This window comes from Stutzerimonas stutzeri, from assembly GCF_024448715.1.
Taxonomy (GTDB): Bacteria; Pseudomonadota; Gammaproteobacteria; order Pseudomonadales; family Pseudomonadaceae; genus Stutzerimonas; species Stutzerimonas stutzeri_AR.
Genome location: NZ_JAMOHZ010000002.1, coordinates 516,219 through 532,568, shown reverse-complemented (window position 1 = coordinate 532,568; position 16,350 = coordinate 516,219). Strand labels below are relative to the sequence as shown.

General features: G+C 58.9%; 18 protein-coding genes. 8 read left to right on the top strand and 10 right to left on the bottom strand.

Translation table 11 applies throughout. The features are described 5' to 3' along the window. Window positions 1–6: 6 nt before the first annotated feature. The gene (locus NAV33_RS05905; protein WP_255977869.1) at window positions 7–720 is read right to left on the bottom strand and encodes a YggS family pyridoxal phosphate-dependent enzyme; all 714 of its coding nucleotides are present in this window, start codon (window positions 718–720) and stop codon (window positions 7–9) included. Between the two features lie 66 nt (window positions 721–786). Here NAV33_RS05905 and pilT point away from each other — a divergent pair, with 66 nt between their 5' ends. Together pilT and NAV33_RS05895 are read left to right on the top strand one after the other, a co-directional pair. Continuing rightward, window positions 787–1,821: a type IV pilus twitching motility protein PilT gene (gene pilT, locus NAV33_RS05900; RefSeq protein WP_255977867.1), complete on the top strand. Its 1,035-nt coding sequence runs from the start codon at window positions 787–789 to the stop codon at window positions 1,819–1,821. Between the two features lie 81 nt (window positions 1,822–1,902). After that, a complete protein-coding gene (locus NAV33_RS05895; RefSeq protein ID WP_255977865.1) occupies window positions 1,903–3,048 on the top strand; it encodes a PilT/PilU family type 4a pilus ATPase in 1,146 nt (381 codons plus the stop codon). Window positions 3,049–3,056: 8 nt separating this feature from the next. Here NAV33_RS05895 and NAV33_RS05890 read toward each other — a convergent pair whose 3' ends face one another. Continuing rightward, entirely contained in the window at window positions 3,057–3,881 is an 825-nt protein-coding gene (locus NAV33_RS05890; RefSeq protein ID WP_255977863.1) for a TIGR03915 family putative DNA repair protein, read from the bottom strand. Then, the gene (locus NAV33_RS05885) at window positions 3,881–5,092 is read right to left on the bottom strand and encodes a putative DNA modification/repair radical SAM protein (RefSeq protein WP_255977860.1); all 1,212 of its coding nucleotides are present in this window, start codon (window positions 5,090–5,092) and stop codon (window positions 3,881–3,883) included. Before NAV33_RS05885 ends, NAV33_RS05890 begins: the two co-directional genes overlap by 1 nt. 137 nt (window positions 5,093–5,229) lie before the next feature. Here NAV33_RS05885 and NAV33_RS05880 point away from each other — a divergent pair, with 137 nt between their 5' ends. Next, window positions 5,230–5,625, top strand: a complete 396-nt coding sequence (locus NAV33_RS05880; RefSeq protein ID WP_255977858.1) for an NINE protein — start codon at window positions 5,230–5,232, stop codon at window positions 5,623–5,625. A gap of 59 nt (window positions 5,626–5,684) precedes the next feature. On the opposite strand, the gene NAV33_RS05875 is transcribed toward NAV33_RS05880, so the two are convergent. From NAV33_RS05875 to gshB, 7 genes are all read right to left on the bottom strand, one after another. Beyond that, window positions 5,685–6,956, bottom strand: a complete 1,272-nt coding sequence (locus NAV33_RS05875) for a dihydroorotase (RefSeq protein ID WP_255977856.1) — start codon at window positions 6,954–6,956, stop codon at window positions 5,685–5,687. Then, complete coding sequence (locus tag NAV33_RS05870; RefSeq protein ID WP_255977854.1) at window positions 6,956–7,972, bottom strand: aspartate carbamoyltransferase catalytic subunit; 1,017 nt, start codon at window positions 7,970–7,972, stop codon at window positions 6,956–6,958. Before NAV33_RS05870 ends, NAV33_RS05875 begins: the two co-directional genes overlap by 1 nt. 10 nt (window positions 7,973–7,982) lie before the next feature. Continuing rightward, complete coding sequence (gene pyrR / locus NAV33_RS05865) at window positions 7,983–8,495, bottom strand: bifunctional pyr operon transcriptional regulator/uracil phosphoribosyltransferase PyrR (RefSeq protein WP_255977852.1); 513 nt, start codon at window positions 8,493–8,495, stop codon at window positions 7,983–7,985. After that, window positions 8,495–8,944 (bottom strand): Holliday junction resolvase RuvX, encoded by a 450-nt coding sequence (gene ruvX / locus NAV33_RS05860; RefSeq protein WP_255977850.1) that lies wholly within the window; start codon window positions 8,942–8,944, stop codon window positions 8,495–8,497. The genes pyrR and ruvX overlap by 1 nt, the downstream gene beginning before the upstream one ends. Then, the gene (locus tag NAV33_RS05855; protein ID WP_255977848.1) at window positions 8,941–9,510 is read right to left on the bottom strand and encodes a YqgE/AlgH family protein; all 570 of its coding nucleotides are present in this window, start codon (window positions 9,508–9,510) and stop codon (window positions 8,941–8,943) included. The genes ruvX and NAV33_RS05855 overlap by 4 nt, the downstream gene beginning before the upstream one ends. Window positions 9,511–9,633: 123 nt before the next feature. Next, window positions 9,634–10,530, bottom strand: coding sequence for an energy transducer TonB (locus NAV33_RS05850; RefSeq protein ID WP_255977846.1), 897 nt, complete (start codon window positions 10,528–10,530; stop codon window positions 9,634–9,636). Between the two features lie 177 nt (window positions 10,531–10,707). Further along, window positions 10,708–11,658, bottom strand: coding sequence for a glutathione synthase (gene gshB, locus NAV33_RS05845; RefSeq protein ID WP_255977844.1), 951 nt, complete (start codon window positions 11,656–11,658; stop codon window positions 10,708–10,710). Window positions 11,659–11,894: 236 nt separating this feature from the next. Between gshB and pilG the strand changes: the two genes are divergently transcribed. The 5 genes from pilG (at window position 11,895) to NAV33_RS05820 (ending at window position 16,341) form a co-directional block, all read left to right on the top strand. Beyond that, window positions 11,895–12,302, top strand: a complete 408-nt coding sequence (pilG, locus tag NAV33_RS05840; protein ID WP_255977842.1) for a twitching motility response regulator PilG — start codon at window positions 11,895–11,897, stop codon at window positions 12,300–12,302. A 44-nt stretch (window positions 12,303–12,346) separates the two neighbouring features. Continuing rightward, window positions 12,347–12,712 carry a twitching motility response regulator PilH gene (gene pilH, locus NAV33_RS05835; RefSeq protein WP_021206021.1) on the top strand — a complete coding sequence of 122 codons (366 nt, stop codon included), beginning with the start codon at window positions 12,347–12,349 and terminating at the stop codon, window positions 12,710–12,712. Between the two features lie 41 nt (window positions 12,713–12,753). After that, window positions 12,754–13,290, top strand: coding sequence for a chemotaxis protein CheW (locus tag NAV33_RS05830; RefSeq protein WP_255977840.1), 537 nt, complete (start codon window positions 12,754–12,756; stop codon window positions 13,288–13,290). Window positions 13,291–13,367: 77 nt separating this feature from the next. After that, window positions 13,368–15,416, top strand: a complete 2,049-nt coding sequence (locus NAV33_RS05825) for a methyl-accepting chemotaxis protein (protein ID WP_255977838.1) — start codon at window positions 13,368–13,370, stop codon at window positions 15,414–15,416. Window positions 15,417–15,474: 58 nt separating this feature from the next. Continuing rightward, window positions 15,475–16,341 carry a CheR family methyltransferase gene (locus tag NAV33_RS05820; protein WP_255977836.1) on the top strand — a complete coding sequence of 289 codons (867 nt, stop codon included), beginning with the start codon at window positions 15,475–15,477 and terminating at the stop codon, window positions 16,339–16,341. The last annotated feature ends 9 nt before the right edge of the window (window positions 16,342–16,350 follow it).

Sequence of the window (16,350 nt, the reverse complement as noted above, 5' to 3'; positions counted from 1 at the left end):
GTTCCTTTAATCATGCGGAGGGGCGACCGTATCTGTCTGCGACGGATAAGCGCGGGCGCCGAACAGGGCAGTGCCGATGCGGACCCAGGTGGCACCTTCGGCGATGGCGGCCTCCAGGTCCTGGCTCATGCCCATGGAAAGTGTATCGAGACCGAGGCCGAGTTCGCTTTGCAACTGACGCAAGCGGGCGAACGCGGCGCGTTGCTCGGCGAGGTCTTCGGTCGGTTCGGGAATTGCCATCAGCCCGCGCAGCCGCAGACGAGGCAGCGTGGCAATTGCGCGGGCTAGCACGGGCACGTCCTGCGGCTCGCAGCCCGACTTGCTGGCCTCGCCGCTGACGTTGACCTGTAGACAGATGTTGAGTGCCGGCAATTCGGCAGGCCGCTGATCGGATAGGCGCTGGGCGATCTTCAGGCGATCAACTGAGTGAACCCAGTCGAAGTGCTCGGCGATCGACTTGGTCTTGTTCGACTGAATGGGGCCAATGAAATGCCAGACAAGAGGGAGGTTGGAGAGATCGGCCTGTTTTTCGAGCGCTTCCTGCAAGTAGTTCTCGCCGAAATCGTGCACGCCGGCGTCGCAAGCCTGGCGAATGGCGTCGGCCGATTGCGTCTTGCTTACCGCCAACAGGCGCACCTCGTCGGGATCGCGCGCTACAGCTTGCGCCGCCTCACGGATGCGCGCTGTGACCTTTGCAATATTGCTCTCTATCGTGGACATTACCTGCGCCTGCCACCTTAGGGTCTGCGCGGCATTCTACCTGCTTGCTTGTAATTGGGGAGTCCCATGGATATCACAGAGCTGCTGGCCTTCAGTGCCAAGCAGGGTGCGTCTGACCTGCACCTTTCGTCCGGCTTGCCGCCAATGATCCGCGTTGACGGCGATGTTCGCCGGATCAACCTTCCGGCGATGGATCACAAGCAGGTACACGCGCTGATCTACGACATCATGAACGACAAGCAGCGCAAGGATTTCGAAGAGTTCCTCGAGACCGACTTTTCCTTTGAAGTGCCTGGCGTGGCGCGTTTCCGGGTCAACGCGTTCAACCAGAACCGCGGTGCCGGCGCGGTGTTCCGGACCATTCCGTCCAAGGTCCTGACCATGGAGGATCTCGGCATGGGTGAGGTTTTCCGCAAGATTACCGATGTGCCGCGCGGCCTGGTGCTGGTGACCGGCCCTACCGGTTCGGGCAAGTCGACCACCCTGGCGGCGATGCTCGACTACCTGAACAACACCAAATATCACCACATTCTCACTATCGAAGACCCGATCGAATTCGTTCATGAGTCGAAGAAGTGCCTGGTTAACCAGCGCGAGGTGCATCGCGACACCCTGGGCTTTTCCGAAGCGCTGCGCTCGGCGCTGCGGGAAGACCCGGACATCATCCTCGTCGGTGAGATGCGCGACCTGGAAACCATCCGCCTGGCGCTCACCGCGGCGGAAACCGGGCACCTAGTGTTCGGTACCCTGCACACCACCTCGGCTGCCAAGACCATCGACCGTGTAGTCGACGTGTTCCCAGCGGAAGAAAAATCCATGGTCCGCTCGATGCTTTCCGAGTCGCTGCAGGCGGTGATTTCCCAGACCTTGCTGAAGAAGGTCGGCGGCGGCCGGGTGGCGGCCCACGAAATCATGATCGGTACTCCGGCGATCCGTAACCTGATCCGCGAGGACAAGGTGGCGCAGATGTATTCGGCGATTCAGACCGGTGGTTCGCTGGGCATGCAGACGCTCGATTCATGCCTCAAGGGTTTACTTGCCAAGGGTCTTGTCTCTCGAGATAGCGCCAAGGAAAAAGCCAAGCAGCCGGAAAACTTCTAACCTCAGCAGGAAGCCTGGCTGCGCGATCGCCAGCGCCTCCGTTTCGCTTCAACGCGGCTTTGCCAGACTACGAGAACGATGATGGAATTCGAGAAACTGTTGCGCCTGATGGTGGAAAAGGGCGGCTCCGATCTGTTCATTACCGCTGGTGTGCCGCCGTCGATGAAGGTCAACGGCAAGATCATGCCGGTGAACAAAACGCCGATGTCGCCGGAGATGACTCGCGAAACCGTGCACGCGGTCATGAACGAGCAACAGCGCCGGGAGTTCGCTGAAAACCACGAATGCAACTTCGCCATCAGCGCGCGGGGCATCGGCCGTTTTCGTGTCAGTGCGTTTTACCAGCGCAATCTCGCCGGCATGGTGCTGCGGCGCATCGAGACCAATATCCCGACGCTCGAAGATCTCAAACTGCCGGACGTACTGAAGAAGCTCGCCATGACCAAACGCGGGCTGGTGCTGTTCGTCGGTGCGACCGGTACCGGCAAGTCGACCTCGTTGGCGGCGATGATCGGTTACCGCAACAAGAATTCCAGCGGGCACATCATCTCCATCGAAGACCCTATCGAGTTCATCCATCAGCACCAAAGCTGTATCGTCACCCAACGCGAAGTTGGCATTGACACCGATTCCTTCGATGTAGCGCTGAAGAACACCCTGCGACAGGCGCCCGACGTGATTCTCATCGGTGAGGTGCGGACCCGCGAGACCATGGACTACGCGGTCGCGTTCGCCGAGACCGGGCATCTTTGCCTGGCGACCTTGCACGCGAACAACGCCAACCAGGCGCTGGACCGGATCATCAACTTCTTCCCCGCCGACCGGCATCAGCAGGTCTGGATGGACCTGTCGCTGAACCTCAAGGCTATCGTTGCCCAGCAACTGATTCCAACGCCCGACGGCAAGGGACGTCGCGCGGTCATCGAGGTGCTGATCAATACCCCGCTGGCAGCCGACCTCATCCGCAAGGGCGAAGTCCATGAACTCAAGTCGCTGATGAAACGCTCGACCGACCTTGGCATGCAGACTTTCGACCAGGCGCTATACAACCTCTACGTGCAAGGTGAAATCACCTACGAAGACGCCTTGCTGCACGCTGACTCGTCCAACGACCTGCGCCTGATGATCAAGCTGGGCTCGGAAACCGACGGTGAGCACCTGAGTAGCGTCTCCCAGGGGCTGACGCTGGAGGTCAGCAATGACGATCCGGGGCGCAGCTTTCGCTAGTCGTTGCGCTAACGAGGCCGGCCGATACGCTTGCCGGCCTTATTGGTCACGCTGTCAGCTTGGCCGTCACATTGTGCCCCGGCTCGCGCGCGACTCATGAGTTGAGGAATCAGCATTCCTTCCGGCAGATTCTTCCAGAAGCGCACTGGCAGATTGCTCTGCATCACGCCGCGATTGAGTCGAGCCGGATTAAAGGTGCTTTCGTAGTAGGTCTTCCACAGTTCTACGCCAGGATCTTTTGCTGTCTGCGCCAGCTGTCGCCAAGCGGGCGGACAAGGATTGGCGTAATGCATGTCCTGTCCATCCCATAGCACTGCATCATTCGGCGTTGCAATCAGCCAGGAATGTAGCCCCATCCGTTCGGCGAAGTGCGGTGCCGCACTGCACAGAATGTCGTGCGCAGGCTCGAACCAGGCCACATAGTCCGGAGCGCTCTCGGAGCTTGCCGGGCTGAAGCGTAGAAAGGCATGCATATGATGCGCTTCGCGGCGTACCGCCTTGATTCGCGAATGCAGTTCGCTGCCATCGATATCGCCGACTAGCCGAGCCGTTTGATCGCCTTTGGCGACCCGCCAGAGGATGCGATACAGCAAGCTCCAGCGGTCATCGATGCGGAAGCGCGCCGCGTTTTCCAGCTCGACGACCAATTGCCGCGGGATGCGTACCGGTGGCGCCGGCTCGATCGGTTCGAGCGCATCGGGCTCGTCGAACAGGCCGCCGGCATCGCTACCGCCAAGCCACTCTGCCTGGTGGGGCGCGACCCCGCAGCGGAGCAGATCACGCGCGGCGTCGCGCCAGCCAGCGAAGCTGCCGTCGAAGCTTATCTGACGCATCACCATAGCCCCATCTGCACAGGACCTTCGCTGAACTGATGGCGTAAGGCGGCGGATTCCAGGTTCGCCAGGCTCGGTCGGTAGTCTTGGGTGATGACGAAAGGTTTGGCTTTTTCCAGCGAGCAGCGAAGGCGTGTCAGGTCTTCGAAGCGGATGCGCTTTTGCCGGCGCAGGGCGACTAGGCGTTTGGCGCTGAGTATTCCAATTCCGGGGATGCGCGCAATCAGCGCCGGCTCGGCCCGGTTCAGGTCGACAGGAAAATGCTCGCGGTTGAAAAGCGCCCAGGCGAGTTTCGGGTCTATATCGAGCGCCAGATTCCCTGGCCCTGTGAGCAGTTCGCCGGCCTTGAAGCCGTAGCCGCGCATGAGAAAGTCGGCCTGATACAACCGATGCTCACGCAACAGTGGCGGCGCCTCGAAGGGAACGGTCTTGGGACTGTGTGGGATGGGGCTGAACGCCGAGTAATAGACGCGGCGCAGGCGGAAATCACCATATAACGCCTGTGCGGTATGCAGGATGGTGCTGTCGTCGGTAGCGTCGGCACCGATGATCATCTGCGTGCTTTGCCCGGCAGGAGCGAAACGCGGCGCGCTTTTTTCTGCATTGGCTTCGGTCTCGCCCTGGTGGATCGACTGCATGGCCTGCTTGATGGTCACGACCTGCTTTTCCGGCGCCAGGCGGATCAGGCTGCTTTCGGTAGGTAGTTCGATATTGACGCTGAGGCGGTCGGCGTAACGGCCGGCTTCTGCAATAAGCTGCGGATCAGCGTCGGGAATGGTCTTCAGATGGATGTAGCCCCGAAACTCGTGCTCCTCGCGCAACAGCTTGGCCACGCGGATCAGCTGCTCCATGGTGTAGTCCGCCGAGCGAATGATCCCGGAACTGAGAAACAGGCCGCTGATGCAGTTGCGGCGGTAGAAGTCCAGGGTCAGCGTGACTACTTCTTCGGGCGTGAAACGGGCGCGAGGCACGTCGCTCGATCGTCGGTTCACGCAGTACTGGCAGTCGTACAGGCAGAAGTTGGTCAGTAGAATTTTCAGCAGCGCCACGCAGCGGCCGTCAGGTGTAAAGCTGTGGCAGATGCCCATGCCATCCGTGGCGCCCAATCCGCTCCGGCCTTTTGAACTGCGCTTTGGCGCGCCGCTGCTAGCGCAGGACACGTCGTATTTAGCAGCATCGGCGAGTACGCTAAGTTTATCGATTAGTTGCATATCGGCTGTCGTGATACTGTTTGTGCATACAGTATCACGACTGTTTCATGGAGCAACGTCCACTCGGCAGAAGGTCTGAGCCGCAGGAATTCAGATAAGCTGAACGACGCAACGCCAAAACAGATAGAGAGGCTCAGATGCGGCAGAACACCCATAGCAAGTTGATCGGATATCTCCTGTGGATTTTTGGATTCCTCGGTTCGCACCGCTTCTACTACGGCAAGCCGATCACCGGCACCATCTGGTTCTTTACGCTCGGCCTGTTTTTTATTGGCTGGATCATCGATCTGTTTCTAATCCCCTCCATGGATCGCGAGGCCGACCTGCGCTTTCAACCTGGCCCGATTGATTACACAGTCGCCTGGATTCTGCTGACCTTTCTAGGGATTTTTGGCGTGCACCGGATGTACCAGGGCAAGTGGATCACCGGACTGATTTATCTCTGCACGGGCGGGCTGTTTTTTATAGGCGTCTTGTATGACTTCTGGACACTGAACAGCCAAGTGTCGATGCGCAACCTAGAAAAGCGTTGACGTAAGCGGCGCAGATTCGACCAGCGTGGTTCTGGTCGGTCTGGGCCGCTGATTAATGCTCAGCTCTGAAAAGCGACTCGGCCGTCGACAAGCGTATAGCGCACCGCGCCTGGCAGGCAGTGACCAATGAAGGGACAATTGCGGCCTTTCGAATGCCAGGCTTCGCCAGCCAGGGTCGAACTGCGCGGGTCGAACAGAACCAGGTCCGCGGCTTCGCCGACCGCCAGGCGCCCGACCGGTAACTGCAGCGCCGCAGCCGGACCGCTGCTCAGGCGTGCAAGCAGGGCCGGTAGATCCAGAAGACCATCCTCCACTAGCGTCAGAGCCAGCGGCAGCAAGATTTCCGCACTACTGATGCCGGGCTCGGTTTCCCCGAAAGGCGCCAACTTGGCATCCGCCTCGTGAGGCTGATGATGACTGGAAATCGCCGAAATGACCCCGGTCCTGACCGCTTCGCGCAGGCCGTCACGGTCCGCAGCGCTGCGTAGCGGCGGTTGTACGTGGTAGAGACTGGAAAATCCGTGCAGTGCTTCGTCGGTCAGAATCAGTTGATACATCGCGACGTCAGCTGTGACCGGCAGGCCGCGTGCCTGGGCGTCGGCGATCATCTGCGCACCGCGGGCGGTGGTGAGCTGGCTGAAATGTGCTCGCACGCCTGCTTGCTCCACCAGCAACAGGTTGCGGGCGAGTGCAACAGTTTCTGCGGTCTCGGGAATTCCGGCGAGGCCGAGGAAGGCTGCCGACGGGCCTTCGTGGGCGAGACCGCCTTCGGCAAGGTCGCTGTCTTGGGAATGGATCACAACAGTGAGGTTGAAAGTCGCTGCGTATTCCAACGCGCGGCCCAGGTTGCGATTGCTGGTGAAATTGGCCAGGCCATTGCCGAAGGCTACGCAACCCGCATCGCGTAGCGCGACTAGTTCCGACAGTTGTTCGCCAGCCAGATTGCGCGTCAGCGCGCCGATCGGAAAGACCTTGGCGTGGCCGGATTCGCGTGCTCGGTCGAGAATCAGTTCTGCGACCGCGGCGGTATCCAGCACCGGTTTGGTTTGCGGCGGGCAGCACAGGCTGGTGATGCCGCCAGCGGTGGCGGCCAGTGTCTCGCTGGCGATAGTGCCCTTGCGGCTGTAACCCGGCTCGCGTAGCGCGACCGCAAGGTCGACCAGGCCCGGCGCTGCAACCAAGCCTTGGGCATCTATGGTATGTACTGCGCTGAAGCCAGCAGGTGCCTGACCAATGGCGGATATCTTGCCGTCCTGACAATAAAGATCGGTGACTTCATCGCGGCCGGTGGAAGGATCAATCAGGCGAGCACCGAGGATCTGGGTTGGCATCAGTTCTGCTCCTCGGCGGCGTTTTCGTTTTCTATTTGTCGTTGTGCGGTTTGGCCGCTCATGGCCATGGAAAGCACAGCCATGCGAACCGCAATACCGTAGGTCACCTGATTGAGAATGACGGACTGGATACCATCTGCCACGGCCGATTCTATTTCTACGCCGCGGTTGATCGGTCCCGGATGCATAACGATGGCGTCCGGCTTGGCCAGCGCCATGCGCTGAGTGGTCAGACCATAGAGGCGGTAGAACTCGCCCTCGCTGGGCAGTAGCCCACCCTGCATGCGCTCGCGTTGCAGGCGCAGCATGATGACCACGTCTACATCGCGCAGGCCTTCATCCATGTCGTTGTAGATGCTGACGCCATATTGCTCCAGGCCTACCGGTAGCAGGGTCTTTGGGCCAATAAGGCGAATATCCGGACAGCCTAGTGTCTTTAGCGCAAGCATGTTGGAACGCGCTACGCGCGAGTGCAGGATATCGCCAACGATGGCGACCGATAATTTTGTGAAATCACCTTTGTGTCGGCGGATGGTGAGCATATCGAGCATGCCCTGGGTTGGGTGCGCATGGCGTCCGTCTCCGCCGTTGATTACTGCCACGTCGGGGCAGACGTGTTCGGCAATGAAATGCGCCGCACCCGAATCGGCGTGGCGCACGACGAACATGTCTGCAGCCATGGCTTCGAGGTTGCGAAGCGTGTCGGTAAGCGTTTCGCCCTTGCTGGTAGACGAAGTCGAGACGTTCAGCGTGATCACGTCCGCCGACAACCGCTTGGCTGCCAGTTCGAAGGTGGTGCGCGTGCGCGTGGAGTTCTCGAAAAACACGTTGCAGACAGTTTTGCCGCGCAATAGCGGGACCTTCTTAACCGCCCTGGCCCCGACCTCGAGAAAGGAGTCGGCGGTGTCGAGGATTTCGGTAAGCAGTTCGCGGGGCAGGCCATCCAATGATAGGAAATGGCGCAGCTGACCGTTGTCGTTCAACTGCAGCGGGCGCTTGGCGTCGGTGGGCGTCATCGCAAGGATCTCAATTGGCGGAAGCGAGGGTCTGATACTCGAGCGCGAGCGGTGCCGGGCCGATCAGCTTGACGCGCTGCTCAGGTGCAAGCGAAAGCGTTGCACCGACCACGTCCGGCCTGATTGGCAGTTCGCGAGCGTTGAGGTCGAGCAGGCAGACCAAACTGACACTGGCGGGACGGCCATAGTCGAACAGTTCGTTGAGAGCGGCACGGATGGTGCGGCCGCTCATCAGGACGTCATCGATCACAACCAGATGCTGGCCTTCAATCTCGAACGGTAATTCTGACGGGCGAACCTGCGGATGCAAGCCGTTCTGGGTGAAGTCGTCGCGGTAGAAAGAGACGTCCAGCACGCCCAGCGATTCGTCTTTGTCGCGCAATGTCAGCAACGCCTGGGCCACCCACACGCCACCGGTGCGGATGCCAATGAATTTCGGCTCGGCGACGCCGTGGCTGCTCAGGTGCTGGTCCAGTGCGGCGGCCATTTCTGGAAGCAGCTGTTCGGGGTTGGGCAGGGTCATCATTTCTCCTTGAAGGCCACGTCATCAGACAGTCGTGCAGCCAGCCAGCCTTCGAGCAAAAGGGCCGCTGCAAGCGCGTCCACCGGTCGCTCGCGATAGCCGCCTTGCTGGCCGCCGCGAAGGCGCTCACCCTTTGCTTCGTACGTGGTCAGTCGCTCGTCGTGGGTATGTACCGGAAGGTTGAAGCGGCCATTAAGACGACGGGCAAACTTTTCTGCCCGTGCGCTCATCTCGCTGGGACTGCCGTCCATGTTCAGCGGCAAACCTACCACCAGTGCGTCCGGCTGCCATTCACGCAGCAATGCCTCGATTTGTGACCAGTCGGGCACGCCATTCTGTGCTTTCAGTACGCAAAGCTCGCGGGCTTGGCCGGTAATCATCTGGCCGACGGCGACGCCGATCTGCTTGGTGCCGTAGTCAAAGCCGAGTAACAGACGCAAAGCGCTCATGCGTGCCCGACCTGGCTGCTGAGCAGCCTAAGATCGACCCCCAGGGATGCGGCGGCGGCATTGATGCGTTGATCGTGCGGAACGTCGAAGAGTATGTCTGGCTGTGCCGGGCAACTCAGCCAGACATTGTCGATCAGCTCCGCCTCAAGCTGACCCGGCTCCCAACCTGCATAGCCCAGGGCAATAAGGTGTCGTTTGGGGCCGTAACCGTCGGCAATAGCAAAAAGCACATCCTGTGAGGTGGTCATGCCCAACTGACCCAAGTCGAGAGTCGCCTGAAAATGGATGTCGGCAGGGTGCAGCACGAACCCTCTGTCGGTCTGTACCGGCCCGCCGGAGAGAATCGGCAGATATTGGCTAGCGAGAGTAACGGGTTCGTCTGGGCGCAGTTGTTCAAGTATGTCGGTCAGATTCAGCCCATTTGGGCGATTGACGATGAGGCCCATTGCGCCATCCCTGTTGTGCTCCACCAGGTAAATCAGGGCCTGGGCAAAATTGGGGTCTGCCATATGCGGCATGGCAATCAGGAAGTGATGCTTGAGATAGGACGTCGTGGCGATTTTCATGCGGCTAGTTTCGGGCTTCGGCGTGGCGGCTTCAAGCTTCAAAAAGCGGCGGCAAGCTGCAAGCCACAAGCGTAAAAGGAAAAGCGAAACAGCTTGGCGGCATTCCGGTGCAAGACGGCGGCTTTATTGGCTCGATAGCCGATCGCCGCGCTCGAAGCGCCAGGTTCTGATGATCTCTACCTGGTCGAACTTTTGCGCCAGCTCGCCCGAGAACGGGGCGAAAGGGGCCGCGAGTCTAACGATGCGCATGGCGGCCTCGTCGAGCACTGGTTGGCCGGAGGATTCGAGTACCCGAAGCTCCCGCACGGTGCCGTTGCGGTCTATAACCACCAGCATTCGCAGGCTGCCGTAGATCTGTTGGCGGCGGGCTTCGCCGGGGTAATTGAGATTGCCAATGCGCTCGACCTTCTTGCGCCACTCGTCACGGTACCAGGCACTGACGTCGCGCATGGTGGCGGCGCTGTTCTGACGGCTGACGCGCGGACGCTTGGCGTATTCCTGTCGCTCTTGCGCAAGTTCCGCTTCGAGGCTGGCAATTTCTGCGCTCAGCTGCGAGCTGTCATAAACAGGTGCCGGTTGCGTCTGTGGTTGTGGCTTGTTCTTCTGGGACTTTTCCGGTGTCTTGTCCGGCTGTGGCGCGCGGGTCGCGACGGCGGTTTTAGGCGCCTCGCTGCGGCTGCTAGGTGGCGGCGAGGAAGCCGGAGTCACCTTGCGTACCTGGGTATCTTGAAAGGGCGCCTGCTCGGTCGTTTTCGGCGATGCCTTGTGCTCCAGCGTACCGCTGCCCTGTTGGTTGTCCTGGGCTAGGAAGTCGGCCTCTTTGGGCTTGTCTTCGCTCTTGAAGGTGGACAGCGTGATTTCGAGCGTCTTGCTGATCTGATTCGGTTCGGCCAGGGTAAAGCCGAGACCCAGGATCAGGGCGGCATGCAGCGCGGCGGCAAGAAATATCGTAAAACCGAGGCGGTCCGCCGGGCGGACGCCGGAGCTGGCAGGAATAGGTTGGCGTGTAGCGGCGTTCATCGCATTTCAGTCGGCTCGAAGTGCGCGCAGTCTGCAGACTTTGAACGTGAAGCCGCAAGCTTCAAGTTCAAAGCTGTTAGGTCGGTCATAAAAGCGGTTGCGAGACACAAGCACAAGCTAGGTGCGAGAGCGGAAAGGCTTTCCGCGTCAGCCACCTCTTTTATTAGCTTGCGGCTTCTAGCGCTTCAGCTTCCCGACAATCGCGTCCATTAGTCGTTCGCCAATATGCGTGTCGAAGGCATTATCGATCTCGCGAATGCAGGTCGGGCTGGTGATGTTAATTTCGGTGAGGTAATCACCGATTACATCCAGCCCAACGAACAACAGCCCACGCTTGCGCAACTCAGGCCCTACGATGGCGGCAATCTCTCTGTCGCGATCGGAAAGTGGTTGCGCAACGCCGCGCCCGCCAGCGGCGAGGTTTCCGCGGGTTTCCCCAGCAGCAGGAATGCGAGCCAGGCAGTAAGGCACTGGCTCGCCATCAATCATCAGAATTCGCTTGTCACCGTCCTTGATGGCCGGGATATAGCGCTGCGCCATGATTTGTCGGCTGCCATGTTCGGTCAGCACCTCAAGAATCACCGAAAGATTCGGATCTCCTTCGCGATGACGAAAAATCGAGGCGCCACCCATTTCATCCAGCGGTTTGAGAATAATGTCACGCTGCTCGCGGGCGAACTCCCGCAAAATGTCGGACCGTCGGCTGACAAGCGTCGGTGGCGTGCACTGTGGAAATTGAGTGGCGAAGAACTTCTCGTTGCAATCGCGCAGGCTTTGCGGACGGTTTACCACCAGCGTACCGGCCTGTTCGGCAAGCTCAAGTAGATAGGTTGCGTACACATACTCGCTGTTGAAAGGCGGGTCCTTGCGCATCAGGATGACGTCGAGCTCGGATAATGCGCTGTCGATCTCTTCTCCTGCCTCGTACCAACGCAGGGGGTCGTTGAAGACTTGTATCGAGCGCATGCGGGCCCGCGCTTCGCCGCCGAGCTGATAGAGATCGCGCTGCTCCATGTAATAGATCGTCCAGCTGCGAGCCTGGGCTGCCAGCAGCATGGCGAGAGAGCTGTCCTTCTTGAAGGCGATCTGCGCGATTGGGTCCATGATGATCCCGACGCGAACAGTCATGTGATGATCTCCAACGAGGGGGCAGAACGAAGCTGCCGTGGCCTGAAATGTCGACGCAGATTGGCGGCGGTTGTGCGTTGGGTCAAGGAAAATCCCGCTGCCCTGGCAGTAGATGGCTTGCGCATGAGGAGTGTGCTAAAAAGGTCCGGCGATTGGGTGCAGCCCATCGATGGCAGGGCCTCCGGTGCACTGACATAACGATAAACTACGACTCACCGAGGCGATGGTAGGGCGAAATGGAACAGCACTCCGAGGGCTTGAAGGTCATGGTGATCGACGATTCGAAAACGATTCGTCGCACCGCCGAAACGCTGCTGAAGAAGGTAGGTTGTGATGTGATCACGGCGGTGGATGGCTTCGATGCGCTCGCCAAAATAGCGGATACACACCCGCGCATAATTTTCGTCGATATCATGATGCCCCGACTTGATGGTTATCAGACCTGTGCGCTGATCAAGAACAACAGTTCTTTCAAGTCCACCCCTGTAATCATGCTGTCCTCCAAGGATGGCCTGTTCGACAAGGCCAAGGGGCGGATCGTGGGGTCGGACCAGTACCTCACCAAGCCTTTCAGCAAAGAAGAGTTGCTTGGTGCAATCAAGGCGCACGTGCCTGATTTTGCACCGGTAGAGCAAGTATCCTGAAGTTCGGCCCTGTGTGCCGCTGAAGCCTTTCCCACGGAGAAATCATGGCTCGCGTTCTGATTGTTGATGACTCGCCGACCGAGATGTACAAGCTGACAGCCATGCTGGAAAAGCATGGGCATGTCGTTCTCAAAGCCGAAAATGGCGCGGATGGCGTAGCGCTTGCCCGCCAGGAGAAACCTGACGCCGTCTTGATGGATATCGTCATGCCGGGCCTGAATGGTTTTCAGGCTACTCGCCAGCTGACCAAAGATGCTGAAACCAGTCACATTCCTGTGATCATTGTGACCACCAAGGATCAGGAAACCGATAAGGTCTGGGGCAAGCGTCAGGGTGCTAAGGATTACCTGACCAAACCAGTGGATGAAGCGACACTGCTTAAGACCCTGAACGCCGTACTTGCCGGTTGATTTCGGCGGATTCGTAATTCGGACAAAGGGATGTTGCCAGCATGTCGGATTTGCCAACGCCGTTTCAGCGACTCCTGGAAATTGATGTTCGGTGTCGAATGCTGGCTGCTGGTCTGCCATCTCAGCAGGAAGCTATCCAGACCTGGGCCGGTATTGGTTTTCGGATGGGAGGGCGCCTGTTTGTCGCACCGATGGGAGAGGTCGGCGAGATACTGCATGAGCCGCGCTATACGCTTTTGCCGGGCGTAAAGCCCTGGGTCAAGGGGGTAGCCAACGTTCGTGGCAGGTTGCTGCCGGTCATGGATCTCTGCGGCTATTTCGGTCTTGAACTCTCGCCGCTGCGCAAGCAGCGGCGAGTACTGATAGTCGATCATAAAGAAGTGTTTGCGGGGCTTACCGTCGATGAGGTGTTCGGCATGCAACATTTCCCGGTAGATGCTTTTTCCGAGCAGCTGCCGCCGGTCGAGGCATCGATTCAACCTTTCATTCATGGCGTCTTTCAGCGCGAGCAGCCCTGGTTGGTATTTAGTCCGCATGCGCTTGCCGCGCATCAGACATTCCTGGACGTGGCGTATTGATTTAGGTGGGTCGGCTGATGCCGGCCTTTTGGTTCTTGGAAGGAAACGTACGGGTGGTCCAGGCGGGGGCCGGAAAAATGAAAAAAATGAACGCAAATGCATTGCTGGCAGGGATACGTAGCAATACGTTGATCGCCGGGCTGTTTATCCTTCTTATCGTGTCGATGGTGTTGTTGTTCGTGAATTTCGCGTACATCAATACTCAGGCCGACTATGACAATGAATATATTGGACACGCAGGTGAGCTGCGAGTTCTCTCCCAGCGCATCGCAAAAAACGCGGTGGAAGCGGCAGCCGGTACTCCGGAAGCGTTCGGCTCGTTGAAAGATGCACGAAATGACTTCAGCCAGCGTTGGGGGTATTTGTCCGAGGGTGACGAGCGAATCGGTCTGCCTGCCGTCCCGCAGTCGCTGCAAGCTGAGGTCGCTGCGGTACAACAAGACTGGGATACGCTGCGGCAGAACACTGACGCGATTCTCTCCAGCGAACAGACCGTTCTTTCCCTGCATCAGGTAGCTGCAACGCTCGCCGAAACCATTCCGCAGTTGCAGGTCGAGTACGAAGAGGTCGTCGACATTCTTCTCGAAAGTGGCGCGCCGGCCGCTCAGGTTTCTGTGGCTCAGCGCCAGTCCTTGCTCGCTGAACGTATTCTTGGCTCGGTGAACAAGGTGCTTTCCGGTGACCAGGACTCAGTTCAGGCCGCTGACATGTTCGGTCGTGATGCAAGCCTTTTTGGTCGGGTACTCAGCGCGATGCTTGAGGGCAATGAGGCCATGGGCATTACCCGCGTCAGCGATGTCGAAGCGCTGGATCGTCTGGCGGCAATTTCGGAACTTTTCCAGTTCGTTTCCGGCTCTGTGGACGAGATTCTTGAAACTTCACCGGAACTGTTCCAGGTGCGTGAGTCATCCAACAGCATCTTCGAGGTTTCGCAGACCCTACTCGACAAGACTTCGACCTTGACCCAAGGACTCCAGGGTCGTGCCGATGCTCGTTACGTCAATACTTTCGCGGGGTACGTACTCGGTGCCCTGGCCCTGGCCTCGATCATGTTGATCGGTCTGGTCATGGTTCAGGAAACGCGTCGCCGCTTGAGTGAAACCGCCGAAAAGAATGAGCGTAACCAGACGGCAATTCTGCGTCTGCTGGACGAGATCGGCGATCTTGCCGACGGTGACCTGACGGTGGCTGCGACAGTTACTGAGGATTTCACCGGTGCCATCGCTGACTCGATCAACTATTCCATCGACCAGTTGCGCGACCTAGTCGAAACGATCAACCAGACGGCGGTTCAGGTGTCAGGCGCGGCCCAAGAGACACAGGCAACCGCGATGCATCTGGCTGAGGCTTCCGAGCATCAAGCTCAGGAGATTGCCGGCGCGTCGGCGGCGATCAACGAAATGGCGGTATCGATTGACCAAGTATCGGCGAACGCCGCCGAATCATCGGCTGTAGCGGAGCGCTCCGTAGCCATCGCCAACAAAGGTAACGAGGTGGTGCACAACACCATCACTGGCATGGATAACATCCGTGAGCAGATCCAGGACACCTCCAAGCGGATCAAGCGCCTCGGTGAGTCGTCTCAGGAGATCGGTGACATCGTAAGCCTGATTAACGACATTGCTGACCAGACCAACATCCTCGCGTTGAACGCAGCCATTCAAGCCTCCATGGCCGGCGACGCAGGTCGAGGCTTTGCGGTTGTTGCGGACGAAGTACAACGCCTTGCGGAGCGTTCCTCAGCTGCTACGAAGCAGATCGAAGCGTTGGTCAAGACTATTCAGACCGATACAAACGAAGCCGTTATCTCCATGGAACAGACCACCTCCGAGGTAGTGCGAGGTGCTCGCCTGGCCCAGGACGCGGGTGTCGCACTCGAAGAGATCGAGAAGGTATCCAAGAGCCTCGCGGCGCTAATCCAGAATATCTCCAACGCTGCACGCCAGCAGGCTTCGTCGGCCGGTCATATCTCCAACACCATGAACGTCATTCAGGAAATTACCTCGCAGACATCTTCGGGCACCACTGCTACCGCGAAGAGCATCGGTAACCTCGCGAAGATGGCTAACGAGATGCGCCATTCGGTATCCGGCTTCACATTGCCGGAAACTCAGGATCAGGCCTGACTGAGAGCACGGCGGCCGGCAACGGCTGCTGTGAAAGTTCATGAGTAAGGGGCAGGACATGCAGCCAAGCGTTGAATGGTCACTGAGACCCTTGGCCGATATGTCGTCCGCGGAGTTCCATGACTGGCAGGCATTGCTCGAAGAGCGTTCCGGCATGGTCGTGTCCGAGCAACGGCGGTCATTTCTGCAGGCGAACCTGAGTACCCGCATGCGTGAGGTCGGTGTGGCTGATTACACCAGCTACTATCGCCAGGTCACAGCCGGCCCTCGAGGCGCGGTGGAATGGTCGACTTTGATGGATCGGTTAACGGTGCAGGAGACTCGCTTCTTTCGGCATCCCCCTTCGTTCGCACTCCTTTCAGCCTATATGCAGCGGCGTCGCCAGTTGCGTGATGATGCGCTTCCATGGTCGCTATGGAGCGTGGGGTGTTCAAGCGGTGAAGAAACCTATTCGTTGGCGATTTGCGCTGCCGAGGCACTGACATATAACGGTGGCGGCGCGCGTTACGGTGTGATCGGTACCGATATCAGCCTAAGTGCGCTGGGCAAGTCGCGGGAGGGCATCTATAGCCAACGCCGGCTCGAACAGGTGGAGCCTGAACTGCAAAGGCGGTATTTTCAGCCGCTGCCGGATGATCGATTTCAAGTGATACCCAGCCTGGCAGCGCGTGTGTGCTTTGCCAGACTCAATGTGCTGGAGCTGGCCGGCGCGCCAATGTCCGATATGGACGTCATTTTTTGTCAAAACCTGTTGATCTACTTCCGTCGCTGGCGTCGCCGCGAAATCCTCAGTCGCCTTGTCGAGCGCCTGGCTCCTGGAGGATTGTTGGTTATTGGTGCAGGCGAGGTGGTCGGCTGGCAGCATCCGGACTTGGTGCCGGTAGCTGATAGTCAGGTTTTGGCCTTTACCCGGAAAAGTTTATGAGCGGAGTCG

Excerpts from the sequence above, each read along its gene's own strand:
- NAV33_RS05905 (WP_255977869.1), bottom strand. The coding sequence starts at position 720 with ATGTCCACGATAGAGAGCAATATTGCAAAGGTCACAGCGCGCATCCGT.
- pilT (WP_255977867.1), top strand. The coding sequence starts at position 787 with ATGGATATCACAGAGCTGCTGGCCTTCAGTGCCAAGCAGGGTGCGTCT.
- NAV33_RS05895 (WP_255977865.1), top strand. The coding sequence starts at position 1,903 with ATGGAATTCGAGAAACTGTTGCGCCTGATGGTGGAAAAGGGCGGCTCC.
- NAV33_RS05890 (WP_255977863.1), bottom strand. The coding sequence starts at position 3,881 with ATGCGTCAGATAAGCTTCGACGGCAGCTTCGCTGGCTGGCGCGACGCC.
- NAV33_RS05885 (WP_255977860.1), bottom strand. The coding sequence starts at position 5,092 with ATGCAACTAATCGATAAACTTAGCGTACTCGCCGATGCTGCTAAATAC.
- NAV33_RS05880 (WP_255977858.1), top strand. The coding sequence starts at position 5,230 with ATGCGGCAGAACACCCATAGCAAGTTGATCGGATATCTCCTGTGGATT.
- NAV33_RS05875 (WP_255977856.1), bottom strand. The coding sequence starts at position 6,956 with ATGCCAACCCAGATCCTCGGTGCTCGCCTGATTGATCCTTCCACCGGC.
- NAV33_RS05870 (WP_255977854.1), bottom strand. The coding sequence starts at position 7,972 with ATGACGCCCACCGACGCCAAGCGCCCGCTGCAGTTGAACGACAACGGT.
- pyrR (WP_255977852.1), bottom strand. The coding sequence starts at position 8,495 with ATGACCCTGCCCAACCCCGAACAGCTGCTTCCAGAAATGGCCGCCGCA.
- ruvX (WP_255977850.1), bottom strand. The coding sequence starts at position 8,944 with ATGAGCGCTTTGCGTCTGTTACTCGGCTTTGACTACGGCACCAAGCAG.
- NAV33_RS05855 (WP_255977848.1), bottom strand. The coding sequence starts at position 9,510 with ATGAAAATCGCCACGACGTCCTATCTCAAGCATCACTTCCTGATTGCC.
- NAV33_RS05850 (WP_255977846.1), bottom strand. The coding sequence starts at position 10,530 with ATGAACGCCGCTACACGCCAACCTATTCCTGCCAGCTCCGGCGTCCGC.
- gshB (WP_255977844.1), bottom strand. The coding sequence starts at position 11,658 with ATGACTGTTCGCGTCGGGATCATCATGGACCCAATCGCGCAGATCGCC.
- pilG (WP_255977842.1), top strand. The coding sequence starts at position 11,895 with ATGGAACAGCACTCCGAGGGCTTGAAGGTCATGGTGATCGACGATTCG.
- pilH (WP_021206021.1), top strand. The coding sequence starts at position 12,347 with ATGGCTCGCGTTCTGATTGTTGATGACTCGCCGACCGAGATGTACAAG.
- NAV33_RS05830 (WP_255977840.1), top strand. The coding sequence starts at position 12,754 with ATGTCGGATTTGCCAACGCCGTTTCAGCGACTCCTGGAAATTGATGTT.
- NAV33_RS05825 (WP_255977838.1), top strand. The coding sequence starts at position 13,368 with ATGAAAAAAATGAACGCAAATGCATTGCTGGCAGGGATACGTAGCAAT.
- NAV33_RS05820 (WP_255977836.1), top strand. The coding sequence starts at position 15,475 with ATGCAGCCAAGCGTTGAATGGTCACTGAGACCCTTGGCCGATATGTCG.